The following is a 12,776-nucleotide window of genomic DNA, read 5'->3' on the forward strand; positions in this document are numbered from 1 at the left end:
GGCCGTTGATGGAGATTTCAAGAAAAATCTCTCAATACATTGAATTTCAATGCTTATATGTAAGCGCCCTCGGGAAGCTGAGGCGCGAGATGCAAGCGTCGTCCTTCGGCCAGCAGAGCCCGCAGACCATCGGCCGGCAGCGGCCGGCTGAAGAAATAGCCCTGCATCTGATCGCAGCCCAGGCCGCGCAGGAAATCCAGGTGTTCCTGGTGCTCGACGCCCTCGGCCACCACTTTCAGCCGTAGCGCCTTGGCCATGGCGATGATGGCGTCGACGATGGCGGCGTCGTTGGGATCGGTGGTGACGTCCAGCACGAAGGAACGGTCGATCTTCAGCTTGCTGATGGGAAAACGCTTCAGGACCGACAGCGAGGAATAGCCGGTGCCGAAATCGTCGATGGAGCAGGCGATGCCCATCTCCTTCAACTGGTTGACCACGGTGATGGCGTTGTCGGCGTCGCGCATGGCGGAGCTTTCGGTGAGCTCGACCTCGAGCCAGCGGCTGTCCAGACGGTTGTCCACCAGGGCGCGCTCGCAGGCCGACAGCAGGCGCCGGGCGTACTGGAACTGGCGGCCCGAGACGTTGACCGCCACGGGAATGGCCGGCAGTCCCTGGTCCTGCCATTCCTTGTTCTGGCGGGTGCATTCCCACAGCATGAATTCGCAGATGCCGTCGATCAGCCCCGATTCCTCGGCCACCGGAATGAAATCGGCGGGCGAGACCATGCCTAGATCCGGGCTGTTCCAGCGGACCAGGGCTTCCATGCCCACCACGTTGCCGGCCACCAGATCCACCTGGGGCTGGTAGTGGGCGGCGAGCTCGCCATTCTCGATGGCGCGTCTCAGCCGGGTCTGCAGCGACAGGGTCTTGGCGGCCCGGGCGCTGATTTCCTTGGTGAACACTTGCAGACTGGCCGGCCCCTGGGCCTTGGCCAGTTGCAGGGCGGCGTCGGCGTTCTTGATCAGGGTCTCGGGATCGTCGCCGTCGCGGGGATAGAGGGCGGCGCCCATGGCGGCCGACACGTCGAAATCCTGCCCGGCGGCGGCCACGGTGGCCTGGGCCGAGGCACGCAGGCGCTCCAGCGCCTCCATGGCCTCCCGCTTGGACCCCAGCCCGGCGATCAGTACCAGGAAGCGGTCGCCCGAGGTCCGCGCGATGACGTCGTTGACCGAAAGCGCGGCGCGCAGCAGGTCGCTGGCCGCCATCAGCACCTGGTCGCCGATGCTGTGGCCCATGGTGGCGTTGATGATGCCCAGGCGGTCGAGGCCGACGCTGACCACCGCCAGCATGGTCTGGTCGCGGGCGGCGATTTCACGGGCGGCGGCGAAGCGCTCCATGAAGGCGGTGCGGTTGGGCAGCCGGGTCAGCGGATCAAAATAGGCCAGGAAGGACAGACGCTGCTCCGCCTGCTTGCGGTCGGTGACGTCGAGCATGACGCCGTCCCACACCACGTCGCCGCCATTGCGCAGCATGGGCCGCGACTGGCCGCGCAGCCAGCGGCGGCGGCCATCGGCGCCGGGCACCGACATTTCCTCGTCGAAGGGCTCCATGGTCCTGGCCGAACGGCCCAGTCCGGCGAAGAAGCTCTGGCGCTCGGCCTCGGGGATCAGCGAGAGAAACAGCTGGGGATTGTCCATCAGCTGTTCCGGCCCCAGGCCCAGGATGGCCCGGCACCCCTCGCTGACATAGGAGAATCCAAGGCTGCCGTCGGTGCGCAGCACCCGCTGGAACACCATGCCGGGAACATTGGCGGCGATGGCGCGCAGCCTCTCTTCGGATTCGCGCAAGGCCGCCTCGGTCAGCTTGCGCTCGGTGATGTCGCGGCCGATGCCGACGAACAGACGCTGCCCTTCCAGCCGCACTTCGGTGGTGGACAGTTCCAGCGGAAAGGTCGAGCCGTCCTTCCTGAGGCCCATCAGCTCGCGCGCCCCGCCGCCGACGATGCCGCCGGCCGATACGTCGGCGGCCTCCAGCAGGTCGTCCAGATGCATCTCGGGGGGCAGCAAGGTGGTGAAGGGCTGCCCCGAAAGCTCGGCCATGCTCCAGCCGAACAAGGCCTCGGCGGCGGCGTTGACGCTGTCGATGGTTCCGTCGGATTCCACCACGATCAGCGAGTCGCCGGCATGGTCCATGAGCATTTCCAGGCGCAGCTCGGCGCGGCGTCCGTCGGTGACATCGACCATCACGCCGTCCCAGACGGTGCTTCCGTCACCCTGGCGGCGAGGCTCGGACGCCCCCTTCAGCCAGCGGACTTCGCCATGGGCGGTGATGGCGCGGAACTCCTCGCGGCAGGTGTCGAACTGCCGGGCCGACCGTTTGATTTCGGCGAGATGGGCGTCGCGGTCGGCCCAATGGACGGCGTGCAGGCATCCCTGGGAGTTGACGCCCATGGCCTCGGGGTCGAAACCCAGCACCGCGCGGATACTATGGCTGAACCAGGGGTACTGGACGGTTCCGTCGGGATTGAGAATCCGCTGAAAGGCGAAGCCGGGCAGATTGGCGGTCAGCCCGTCCAGGCGGGCCTCGGCCTCGGCCAGACGGGGCAACGCCTCGTCGGGCGCGCAGGGGCCACGCTCGGGCCAGCCCTGTGCGGCCGCCGGAATCGCGCCTCTGCCGGAATCGCTGCTACCTGTCAACCTTGGGACCTCTCCCGGCCAGGGGTCGGGAATAATGGAGAAAACCAGCCGTTCCTAATGGTATCGGGCGTTTGGGCCGAGGTCAAAACCCAATTGCCCGACCGCACTCCCCGTCCAGGGCCGAACGTTACCGGGATTTAAGGGACTTCAGGGTGGATTTAGCGCCCGAATCACTTACTCTGCCGCCCGGCATGCCGAATCAAGACCGAGGACGATCATGATGATGACCTGGATCACCGACCCCGAGATATGGCTCAGCCTGGCGACCCTGTCGCTGCTGGAGATCGTGCTCGGCATCGACAACCTGGTCTATCTCGCCATCATCTCCAACCGCCTGCCCGAGCCCATGCGGCCGCTGGGGCGGCGCCTCGGGCTGGCCTTCGCGGTGGTGACCCGCCTCGGCCTGCTGGCTTCGCTCAGCTGGATCGTCGGGCTGGTCGAGCCGGTCTTCGTGGTCTGGGATCATCCGGTCAGTTGGCGCGACATCATCCTGATCGGCGGCGGCACCTTCCTGGTGGCCAAGGCAACCCACGAAATCCACGGCAGCCTGGAAGGCGAGGAAGACCCCGCCCCCGGCACGCCCGAGGCCGGCACCGGGCAAGCCGCTTCAGCAGGACTCGCGGCGGTCATCGTCCAGATCGCCATCCTGGACATCGTGTTCTCCCTGGATTCGGTGATCACCGCCGTGGGCATGGCCCGCGAGCTGTGGGTGATGGTCGCCGCCGTCATCCTGGCCTCCGCCGTGATGGTGATTGCCGCCAATCCCCTGTCGGCGCTGATCGCGCGCCACCCCACCATCAAGATGCTGGCGCTGTCGTTCCTGCTGCTGATCGGCGCCACCCTGGTGGCGGACGGCACCGGCTTCCACATGCCCAAGGGCTACATCTACTTCGCCATGGCCTTCTCGCTGGGCATCGAGGTCCTCAACCTGCTGGCGCGGCGCGGCAAGCGCGCCCCCGTCAAGCTGCGCAACCCCGTCCCGTGAAAACCCCTTCCCCGTCAGGGTTGAGGCGGCGGGGGCGAGTGTGGTATCGCTTCCGCCGGATTTTGTTCCGGCGAACGGCAGCCCTGCCCGCCGCATCACGGTTTCAAGGGATATTGGAGAACGACATGGCTTACGTCGTCACCGAGAATTGCATCAAGTGCAAGTATCAGGACTGCGTCGAGGTTTGCCCGGTGGATTGCTTCTACGAGGGTGAGAACTTCCTGGTGATCAACCCCGACGAATGCATCGATTGCGGCGTCTGCGAGCCGGAATGCCCGGCCGAAGCCATCTTCCCGGATTCCGATCCCAAGGCCGCCGCCTGGACCGACACCAACCGCCAGTATGCCGGCTCGTGGCCGAACATCACCCGCAAGGGCGATGCCCCCGCCGACGCCGACCAGTGGAAGGGCAAGCCCGACAAGGCCAAGCTGCTGTCGCCCAACCCGGGCCGCTGATCCTTTTCGCAAGATATTGTGGCCGACGCCGCCTCCTGACCCAGAGGGTCGTGGGGCGGCGTTTGCGCATGGGGATATGGCGGAAATGCAGGGCCTTGGGGAATTTTCCTGTTCTTCACAGAAGGCGCCTGTGCTATAAGGGCAAGTCCGTCGAACTGTGCCGACGGATCGCTAAATTGGCATTGCCATCGGGGCGGGAGTTCGCCCACCAAGACAAGCTGCGAGATTTCCACCAGCCCGTCAAGGGCGCGGCTGGCGCGTATCTTTCGTCTCTTGGGGTGGGCGCATCAGGCGTTTGCCGGATCCAGACCTTCTGTCGAGGGAATTGTTGAAGATGACGATCGTTTCTTTCTCCCAGGGCGACTATGTGGTCTACCCCACTCACGGCGTGGGCCAGGTGGTGGCCGTCGAGACCCAGGAAATCGGCGGCATGAAGCTGCAGCTGTTCGTCATCACCTTCGACCGCGACCGCATGACGCTGCGCGTTCCGGTGACCAAGGCCCAGAAGTCCGGCCTGCGCATGCTGTCGTCGCGCTCGGTCATGGACACCGCGCTTTCGACTCTCAAGGGCCGCGCCAAGGTCAAGCGCACCATGTGGAGCCGCCGCGCCCAGGAATACGAGGCCAAGATCAATTCCGGCGATCCCGTTTCCATCGCCGAGGTGGTCCGCGACCTGCACCGCAACGCCAACCAGCCCGACCAGTCCTATTCCGAGCGGCAGATCTACGAGGCCGCGCTGGAGCGTCTGGCCTCGGAACTGGCGGCGGTGGAGCGCATCGACACCCAGGCGGCGACCGAGAAGCTCCAGGGCCTGCTCGAAGCGGCTTGATGTTTGGCTCGGCGGCTGCGACCATGTCGTCCGGTTGCAAAACCCGAGCGGACTTATGAACGTCGAAGCCGAACGGCCGTCCACGACTGTGGCTGATTCCAATGTTTTCGCCACCTTGCGGGGCGGCGGCCGTATTTGGGCCGTCGCCGCCGTTCGGGGCGAGCACGCGCGGCTGTGCGCCCTGCACGCCCGCCTGGCCCAGGAATTACAGCCGGGCGACCAGTTGGTCTATCTCGGCGATTACCTGGGATGCGGCGCGCCCGTGCTGCAGACCATCGACGAATTGCTGACCTTCCGCCGCGCCTTCATAGCCCGACCGGGGGTCGAGGTCGATGACGTGGTCTATCTGCGCGGCACCCAGGAAGAGATGTGGCAGAAGCTGCTGCAATTGCAGTTCGCCCCCAATCCCGCCGAGGTTTTGCGCTGGATGGTCGATCACGGCATCGCGCCGACCATCGCCGCCTATGGCGGCACGGTGGACGAAGGCGGCAACGCCATCCGGGACGGCATCCTGGCACTGACCCGCTGGACCAGCCAACTGCGCCAGACCATGCGCAATCACGACGGCCACACCACGCTGATGAGCGTGCTGAAGCACGCCGCCTTCACCGACGACAACGCCTTGCTGTTCACCCATGCCGGCCTCGACCCCACCCGGCCGCTTTCGGCCCAGGTGGACACTTTCTGGTGGGGGTCCAGCCTGTTCGCCGGCATGGACGAGCCCTATTCCGGCTTCAAGCTGGTGGTGCGCGGCGCCGACCGCCGCAATGGCGGCGTGGTCTACGGTCCCTTCGCCGTCACCCTGGATTCCGGCTCGGGCCACGGCGGCACGCTCACCGCCGCCTGCTTCGGCGCCGATGGCAGTATCCTGCAAGTTCTGGAGGCCTGATCATGACCCTGTCGCCCACGACCGCGTGCCTGTGCGCCGCGGCCCTTTTGCTGTGCGCTTCGCCCGCCCTGGCCCAGGGCGGGCTGATGGATATGGGCAAGGGCATGATCAAGCAGGAACTGGAGCAGCGGACGGGGACCTCGTCCTCGGGCGGCGGTTCGGCCGGCTCATCGCTGTCGACCTCCGAGATCGGCTCGGGCCTCAAGGAGGCGCTGCGCGTCGCCGCCGACAAGGTCACCGGACGGCTGGGCCGCGCCGACGGCTTCAACAGCGACCCTTCGGTCCATATCCCGCTGCCGGACAAGCTGGCCACCGTCCGCCAAGGCCTGGCCCTGGCCGGCAAGTCGCAGATGGTCGACGACCTGGAGCTGAAGCTCAACCGCGCCGCCGAGGCCGCCACGCCCAAGGCCAGGCAGATCTTCTGGGACGCGGTGCAGAAGATGACGTTGGACGACGCGCGCGGCATCCTGAACGGCCCCCAGGACGCCGCCACCCAGTACTTCAAGCGCACCATGAGCCCCGATCTGCGCACCGCCATGCGCCCCGTGGTGGACGGCACCGTTTCCCAATCGGGCGCGGTGCAGTCCTATTCCAGCATGGCCGGCGCCGCTCAAGGCCTGCCCATGGTCGGCGACGCGCTGAAGGCCGGGCCGTCCATGCTCACCGACCACGTGCTCGACTACGCGCTTTCGGGCATCTTCAAGTATCTCGGCCAGGAGGAAGCGGCCATCCGCACCAATCCGGCCAGCCGCTCCACCGACCTGCTGAAGAAGGTGTTCGGCGGCTGATTACTCCACCCGGCAGGCCTCGTCGAACTCCAGGCGCGGCCCCCGGGGATACAGCCCCGCCGGATCGCCGTAGCCGATATTGACCAGGAAGTTGGAGCGGATCGCGGTACCGGTGAAGAAGGCTTCGTCCACCTTGGCGTTGTCGAAGCCGCTCATGGGGCCGCAATCCAGACCCAGGCCGCGCAAGGCCAGGATGAAGTAGGCGCCTTGCAGGGTGCCGTTCCTGAACGCCGTGCCTTGGATCATCGCCTCGTTGCCCACGAACCACGACCGGGCGTCGGCGTGGGGGAACAAGGTGGGCAGCCTCTCGTAGAATTCCATGTCGTGGCCGATGATGGCGGTGACCGGCGCCGCCATGGTCTTGTCCAGATTGCCCGGGGCCAGGGCGGGCTTCAGGCGTTCCTTGGCCTCGGCCGAGCGCACGAAGACGATGCGGGCCGGCTGGCAATTGACGCTGGTAGGCCCCATGCGGGCCAGATCCCAGGCCTGGCGCAGCAGATCCTCGGCCACCGGCCTTGCCTGGAATTTCGAATGGGTGCGCGCGGCACCGAACAGAATCTGCCGGGCCGTTTCGTCGATAATGCCGGTCATGCCCGCCTCTCCTCTTGAATTTCCACCCGCGAATGGGGCAAACATCGACAATGTAGGCGCCCGGGGCGGCGCCCAACAGGGGGCGATCGTGAAACAGTCTGTTGTCTTGGCGCTGCTGCTGTGGCTGGCGGCGGTCGTGGACCTGCCGGTCTGCGGCTCGACCGCCTGGGCCGGCGAATCCGCCGTGGTGCTGGTCTATCACCGCTTCGACGACGACCGGGTTCCCGCTCTCAACACCACCACCGAATTGCTGGCCGCCCATGTGGCCGAGCTGAAGACCGGCGGCTATGCGGTTCTGCCGCTGGCCGAGATCGTCTCGGCGCTGCGCGCCGGCCGGGCGCTGCCCGACAAGGCGGTGGCCATCACCGTCGATGACGCCTCCGCCGGGTTCTACGCCCGCGCCTGGCCGCTGCTGAAGAAGGCGGGTTTTCCCGCCACCCTGTTCCTGGCCACCGACGAGGTGGATCGCGGCGGCCCCGAGGTGATGACCTGGGGCCAGCTGCGCGAACTGAGCGCCGCCGGACTGACCGTCGGCACCCAGGGTGCGGCGCGGCTGCGCCTGTCCAAGGCCGGCCCGGACCAGATCGCCGCCGACCTGGCCCGCGCCCGCGCCCGCCTGGACAAGGAACTGGGCAAGGACACCGAATTGTTCGCCTGGCCCTGGGGCGAGGCCAGCGCCGAGGCCGAGGACATCCTGCGCCGTTCGGGCTTCGCCGCCGCCTTCGGCCAGCATTCGGGCGCCGCCTGGATCAAGGGCGACCCCTTCTTTTTGCCGCGCTTCGCCCAAAGCTCGGCCTATGGCGACCTGCAGCGCTTCCGCCTGTCGGTGCGCTCGCTGCCGCTGCCGGCGGTGGACATCACCCCGGAAGACCCCGCCATCAAGGCCAATCCTCCCGCCTTCGGCTTCACCCTGGCCGAGGACGTGCCCGGCATCGACGGATTGTCGTGCTTCGCCTCGCATCAGGGACAGCTCAAGGTGGAACGCCTGGGGCCGCGCGTCGAGGTGCGCATGTCCAAGCCCCTGCCGTCGGGCCGGACCCGCCTCAACTGCACCGTGCCCGCCCTGGAAGGACGCTGGCGCTGGTTCGGCTGGCAGTTCTCGGTGCCTTAAGGGAGCCGGCTTGAAGGCTTGCTTCCGCCGTCACCTCCAGGGTTGATCCGGGTGTGACGGCGGAAGGGAATTGCTTCCAAGGACGTTGGGGAGACTACCCCAGCAGGCCCTTTTCCATCACCGCCACCATGCGCCGGGCGAAGGCGGCCGGGTCGGCGGGGGGTTCGCCCTCGATGATGCGGGCCTGGTCCAGCAACAGGAAGGCGGCGTCTTCCACGCCCCCGTCGGTGCCGCCGGCCGCCACACGGGCGGCAAGGCCCTTGATCAGGGCGTGGCGGGGATTGATCTCCAGGATGCGGGCGCGTTCGCCCGGCGCCTGGTTGTGGGCGCGCAGCATCTTTTCCAGATGCATGCTCATCTCGCCCTCGGCGGCCACCAGGCAGACGGCGGATTCGGTCAGGCGCTCGGACGGGCGCACGTCCTTGACCCGTTCGCCCAGCGCCAGCTTGACCGCCTCGATCAGGGTGGTCAGCTCGCCGGCGGGGGCTTCGTCCTCCTTCTTGGCGTCGTCACCCTCGGGGGCCTTGACCTTGGAGAGATCGGCGCCGGCGGCCGCCACCGAGCGGAACGGCTTTTCCGCGTAAGCGGGCACGGCCGAGACCCAGAACTCGTCGATGGGATCGGTGAGCAGCAGCACCTCGACGCCCTTGGCCTTGAAGCCTTCCAGCTGCGGGCTCTTCTTCAGCTGCTCCAGATCGTCGCCGGTGATGGTGTAGATGGCGTCCTGGCCGTCCTTCATGCGCGCCACGTAATCGGCAAGCGTGGTGAGGCCGTCGCCAAAGGTCGAGCGGAAGCGGCACAGCTCCAGGATGTCGGTCTTGCGCTCGAAATCCTCGTAGATGCCTTCCTTCAGCACCGGGCCGAAGGCGGCCCAGAACTCGTCGTACTTGCCCTCGGCATCCTCGGACTTCTTCTTCAACTCGGCGAGCACGCGCTTGACCAGGCCGGTGCGGATCTTGGACAGCACGGGATTGTGCTGCAGCATCTCGCGGCTGACGTTCAAGGGCAGGTCCTGGCTGTCCACCACGCCGCGCACGAAGCGCAGGTAGGGGGGCAGCAGCTCCTCGCAATCGTCGGTGATGAACACCCGCTTCACGTAGAGCTTCACATGCTGCTTGCGGTCGGGATGGAAGATGTCGAGCGGCTTGGACGACGGAATGAACAGCAGGCCGGTGTACTCGATGGCACCTTCGGCCTTGTAGTGCAGCGTCGACCACGGCTCGTCGAAGGCGTGGGCCACGTGGTGGTAGAATTCCTTGTACTGCTCGGGGGTGATCTCGGACTTGGACCGCGTCCACAGGGCGTTGGCCGAGTTGACGGTCTCCTCCTCCGCGTCGCCGTCCTTCAGCACCACCGGAATGGCGATGTGGTCGGAGTAGCGCTTGACGATGGACTTCAGGCGCCAGGCGTCGAGGAACTCGCTCTCGCCTTCGCGCAGCTTCAGCGTGATGGCGGCGCCGCGTTCGGCGTCCTCGGCCGGGGTGACGGTGAACTCGCCCTTGCCGTCGGACACCCACTTCCAGCCCTTGGCCTCGCCGGCCTTGCGGGTGACCACGCTGACCTCGCCCGCCACCATGAAGGCGGAATAGAAGCCGACGCCGAACTGGCCGATCAGGGTGACGTCCTTCTTGGCGTCGCCGGTCAGCCGCGACAGGAATTCCGACGTGCCCGACTTGGCGATGGTGCCCAGATTGGCGATCAGCTCGTCATGGCTCATGCCTAAGCCGTTGTCGACGATGGTGAGCGTGCCGGCATCCTTGTCGGGGAGCAGGCGGATGCGGAACTCGGACTCCCCGGCCAGCAGATCGGGGTCGGTGATGGCGGCGTAGCGCAGCCGGTCGCATGAATCCGAGGCGTTGGAGATCAGCTCGCGCAGGAAGATCTCCTTGTTGGAGTAGAGCGAGTGAACGACGATGTCGAGCAACTTGCCGACTTCCGCCTGGAATTGACGCTTTTCTTCGGCCATGGCTTATCCGTCTCCCTTGGGCTGGGGTTGCATGAAAAGGCGCTCTGATATGAGGGGAGCGGCGCCAGCTTGCAAGTGCGGCGATTCTCCGAGACAATGGAAGTTCGCTCCCGGCATTGCCAAGGCCATTGCAAATGGCTATGTATGGCGCGCCCCGAGCTTCAAGGTCCCGCCCGAACGGCGGGACTGATTAAAAGAACCGAGTCGCCCGGTGCGGTGCCAAGAGCCGGCCGAAGGCGAACCGAGAGAATGGAGATGTTGATGCAGATTCCCCTCCAGATCACCTTTCACGGTGTCGATCACTCTGACGCCGTCGAAACCCGCATCCGCGAAAAGGTGGCCAAACTGGAGCATCTCTTCGATCGCATCACCAGCTGCCGCGTGGTGATCGAGCAGCACCACAAGAACACCTCGAACCTGCACCACAAGGGCGAGCCCTTCCACATCCGTCTCGCCCTGACGGTCCCCGGTGACGAGCTGGTGGTGAAGCGCGATCCCAAGGACAGCCATGTCAACGAGGATATCTACGTGGCGCTGCGCGAGGCTTTCGCCGGCATGGAGCGCCAGCTGAAGGAATACGTCGACCGTAGCCGCGGTAACGTCAAGGCGCGGGCCCAGGCCTAGTCCTTCCTACCGGCATGGGTGGGCTGGCCCCACCCATGCATCAAGCTTTCCGATTACCAGCCGCACGGTAGTTGAAGTTTCCGCGCGGTTCAGATAAAACACTGCTGTTTATTGCAGTGCAGCATCGTGCTGCCCTCATCCTGGCAGCGCCATGAATATCGATCTCGCCCGCACCTTCCTGGAAATCGTCGACACCGGCAACTTCAACAAGGCTGCCGAGCGCCTGTCGGTGACCCAGTCGACGGTCAGCATGCGCATCCGGGCCCTGGAGGAGGAGCTGGGGCGGCCGCTGTTCGTGCGCTCCAAATCGGGGACCCAGCTCACCGCCGCCGGCATGCAGTTCCGCCGCTATGCCACCACCATGGTGCGCGTCTGGGAACAGGCGCGCCAGGAACTGGCCCTGCCGGCCGGGTTCCGCACCGTGCTCAACGTGGGCGGCCAGTTCTCGCTGTGGGACCGCCTGCTGGTCCAGTGGATTCCCTGGATGCGCACCGCCATGCCCGACGTGGCCTTGAAGGCAGAGGTCGGCGCCTCCGATCAGCTGATGCGCCAGCTGATCGAGGGCATGCTGGACCTGGTGGTGATGTATTCGCCCCTGTCGCGCCCCGGCCTGCACATCGAGAAGCTGCTGGAGGAGCGCCTGGTCCTGGTCTCCACCCGACGCCGCGCCGTGGCGGAGTGGGACGAGGATTACGTCCTGGTGGATTGGGGGCCGGAATTCCGCGCCGCCCACAGCCAGGCCTTCCCCGACCTCAAGACCCCGGCGGTGTCGGTGGGCCTGGGGGCGCTGGGCCTGCAGCACATCCTGGCCTATGGCGGCACCGGCTATTTCCCCATGCGGGTGGCGCGCTCGTACCTGTCGGCCGGCCGGCTGTTCGAGGTCACCGGCGCGCCGGAATTCCGCCGCCCGGCCTATCTGGTCCACGCCGAGGACGAAACCCGCGAGGACTGGTTCGACACCGCGCTGGACGGGTTGCGCTACGTCGCCTCGCTGGAAAGCGAGGATTAGGGCCAATCGACATTCAAGCCGATTGGGTGAGAATTAAGGCCACAGATGAACACAGATTCCCGCTACGCGGGACACAGATAAGGAATATCCCTCTTCATCTGTGTTTATCTGTGGCTAAATTTTGTGTCTGACTGGCCAGCAGACCCGGAATTCGCACCACCTTTCTCACTCGTCATGCCCGGACTTGTTCCGGGCATCCACGTGGTTTCATCCGGGATAGTGCCGAACGGCTCCACGTGGATGGCCGGGTCGAGCCCGGCCATGACGCAGAAAGGCGGTTCTGATTTAACGTGCGCCCCGCCCTCAAGCGGCGGGCGGACGCCTTGCGCCCTTGCCTCCCGCGGCATAAGCCGCGCGGCCCCTTGGGCCTAACCAATATGGGATACCCCATATTGGTGTGATTTCAATGCTCGTGATCATGGCCGCCGAGATCTTCCTCGGCGTGCTTGTGCTCGTGCGGCTTCCAGCCGTGCCTGGCCTGCTCGTGCTCGTGGTCGTGCCCGCCCTCGGGGGTGTGGCCGTGGGGGTGGCTGTGCTGGTGCAGGTGCTCGTGCGCGTGGGTGTGGGCGTGCGCATGGGCGTGGGTCACGTCGCCGTGGGAATGAGGGTGGGCGTGGACGTGGCTGTGTTCGTGGGCATGGTGATGCTTGTGCTCGTGCCCGCTGGATTCGTCGTGGTGGTGGCCGCCGTGCATTCGCTTCTCCCGATCCGGTGCGCTCCTCATTCTACGCCGGCCGGGGCCAAATCGGAATGGGTTCGCTTGGGGCGCAAGAATAATAAATAATAAAATTAGATAAAATTTTATTCAAAGGCGTTTGCATGTCTTGATGAAGGTGAAAATCGGTATTACCTATGCAATACAAGTCATCATCACTTTATAGGTGTTGATAAAA

The 12,776-nt window shown here is 65.8% G+C and carries 12 protein-coding genes; 8 read left to right on the plus strand and 4 right to left on the minus strand.

Going from position 1 to position 12,776, the window contains the following annotated elements; all coding sequences use genetic code 11:
* Nucleotides 1-53: 53 nt before the first annotated feature.
* Nucleotides 54-2,636 (minus strand): sensor domain-containing protein, encoded by a 2,583-nt coding sequence (locus WV31_RS11590; protein ID WP_237051272.1) that lies wholly within the window; start codon nt 2,634-2,636, stop codon nt 54-56.
* Between the two features lie 217 nt (nt 2,637-2,853).
* On the opposite strand from WV31_RS11590, the gene WV31_RS11595 reads away from it, so the two are divergent.
* The 5 genes from WV31_RS11595 to WV31_RS11615 all read left to right on the plus strand — a co-directional run bounded on the left by WV31_RS11595 (nt 2,854) and on the right by WV31_RS11615 (nt 6,582).
* Nucleotides 2,854-3,621 (plus strand): TerC family protein, encoded by a 768-nt coding sequence (locus WV31_RS11595; RefSeq protein ID WP_085373707.1) that lies wholly within the window; start codon nt 2,854-2,856, stop codon nt 3,619-3,621.
* Between the two features lie 125 nt (nt 3,622-3,746).
* Nucleotides 3,747-4,076 (plus strand): ferredoxin FdxA, encoded by a 330-nt coding sequence (gene fdxA, locus WV31_RS11600; protein ID WP_068437436.1) that lies wholly within the window; start codon nt 3,747-3,749, stop codon nt 4,074-4,076.
* Between the two features lie 334 nt (nt 4,077-4,410).
* Nucleotides 4,411-4,905, plus strand: coding sequence for a CarD family transcriptional regulator (locus WV31_RS11605; protein ID WP_085375557.1), 495 nt, complete (start codon nt 4,411-4,413; stop codon nt 4,903-4,905).
* A gap of 55 nt (nt 4,906-4,960) precedes the next feature.
* The gene (locus WV31_RS11610) at nt 4,961-5,794 is read left to right on the plus strand and encodes a hypothetical protein (RefSeq protein ID WP_085373708.1); all 834 of its coding nucleotides are present in this window, start codon (nt 4,961-4,963) and stop codon (nt 5,792-5,794) included.
* A 2-nt stretch (nt 5,795-5,796) separates the two neighbouring features.
* Entirely contained in the window at nt 5,797-6,582 is a 786-nt protein-coding gene (locus WV31_RS11615; protein ID WP_085373709.1) for a DUF4197 domain-containing protein, read from the plus strand.
* Here the strand turns inward: WV31_RS11615 and WV31_RS11620 are convergent, their stop codons facing one another.
* Complete coding sequence (locus WV31_RS11620) at nt 6,583-7,173, minus strand: malonic semialdehyde reductase (protein ID WP_085373710.1); 591 nt, start codon at nt 7,171-7,173, stop codon at nt 6,583-6,585.
* 88 nt (nt 7,174-7,261) lie between these two features.
* Here WV31_RS11620 and WV31_RS11625 point away from each other — a divergent pair, with 88 nt between their 5' ends.
* Nucleotides 7,262-8,284 carry a polysaccharide deacetylase family protein gene (locus WV31_RS11625; protein ID WP_237051273.1) on the plus strand — a complete coding sequence of 341 codons (1,023 nt, stop codon included), beginning with the start codon at nt 7,262-7,264 and terminating at the stop codon, nt 8,282-8,284.
* Between the two features lie 94 nt (nt 8,285-8,378).
* On the opposite strand, the gene htpG is transcribed toward WV31_RS11625, so the two are convergent.
* The gene (gene htpG / locus WV31_RS11630; RefSeq protein ID WP_085373712.1) at nt 8,379-10,250 is read right to left on the minus strand and encodes a molecular chaperone HtpG; all 1,872 of its coding nucleotides are present in this window, start codon (nt 10,248-10,250) and stop codon (nt 8,379-8,381) included.
* 261 nt (nt 10,251-10,511) lie between these two features.
* On the opposite strand from htpG, the gene WV31_RS11635 reads away from it, so the two are divergent.
* Nucleotides 10,512-10,874 (plus strand): HPF/RaiA family ribosome-associated protein, encoded by a 363-nt coding sequence (locus tag WV31_RS11635; RefSeq protein WP_040477235.1) that lies wholly within the window; start codon nt 10,512-10,514, stop codon nt 10,872-10,874.
* Nucleotides 10,875-11,025: 151 nt separating this feature from the next.
* Complete coding sequence (locus tag WV31_RS11640; protein WP_085373713.1) at nt 11,026-11,883, plus strand: LysR family transcriptional regulator; 858 nt, start codon at nt 11,026-11,028, stop codon at nt 11,881-11,883.
* A gap of 403 nt (nt 11,884-12,286) precedes the next feature.
* Here the strand turns inward: WV31_RS11640 and WV31_RS22125 are convergent, their stop codons facing one another.
* Nucleotides 12,287-12,607, minus strand: coding sequence for a hypothetical protein (locus WV31_RS22125; RefSeq protein ID WP_168185929.1), 321 nt, complete (start codon nt 12,605-12,607; stop codon nt 12,287-12,289).
* Between the last annotated feature and the right edge of the window lie 169 nt (nt 12,608-12,776).

Source organism: Magnetospirillum sp. ME-1 (genome assembly GCF_002105535.1).
Classification (GTDB): domain Bacteria; phylum Pseudomonadota; class Alphaproteobacteria; order Rhodospirillales; family Magnetospirillaceae; genus Phaeospirillum.

Excerpts from the sequence above, each read along its gene's own strand:
- WV31_RS11620 (WP_085373710.1), bottom strand. The coding sequence starts at position 7,173 with ATGACCGGCATTATCGACGAAACGGCCCGGCAGATTCTGTTCGGTGCC.
- WV31_RS22125 (WP_168185929.1), bottom strand. The coding sequence starts at position 12,607 with ATGAGGAGCGCACCGGATCGGGAGAAGCGAATGCACGGCGGCCACCAC.
- WV31_RS11615 (WP_085373709.1), top strand. The coding sequence starts at position 5,797 with ATGACCCTGTCGCCCACGACCGCGTGCCTGTGCGCCGCGGCCCTTTTG.
- WV31_RS11640 (WP_085373713.1), top strand. The coding sequence starts at position 11,026 with ATGAATATCGATCTCGCCCGCACCTTCCTGGAAATCGTCGACACCGGC.
- WV31_RS11610 (WP_085373708.1), top strand. The coding sequence starts at position 4,961 with ATGAACGTCGAAGCCGAACGGCCGTCCACGACTGTGGCTGATTCCAAT.
- WV31_RS11595 (WP_085373707.1), top strand. The coding sequence starts at position 2,854 with ATGATGATGACCTGGATCACCGACCCCGAGATATGGCTCAGCCTGGCG.
- fdxA (WP_068437436.1), top strand. The coding sequence starts at position 3,747 with ATGGCTTACGTCGTCACCGAGAATTGCATCAAGTGCAAGTATCAGGAC.
- htpG (WP_085373712.1), bottom strand. The coding sequence starts at position 10,250 with ATGGCCGAAGAAAAGCGTCAATTCCAGGCGGAAGTCGGCAAGTTGCTC.
- WV31_RS11635 (WP_040477235.1), top strand. The coding sequence starts at position 10,512 with ATGCAGATTCCCCTCCAGATCACCTTTCACGGTGTCGATCACTCTGAC.
- WV31_RS11605 (WP_085375557.1), top strand. The coding sequence starts at position 4,411 with ATGACGATCGTTTCTTTCTCCCAGGGCGACTATGTGGTCTACCCCACT.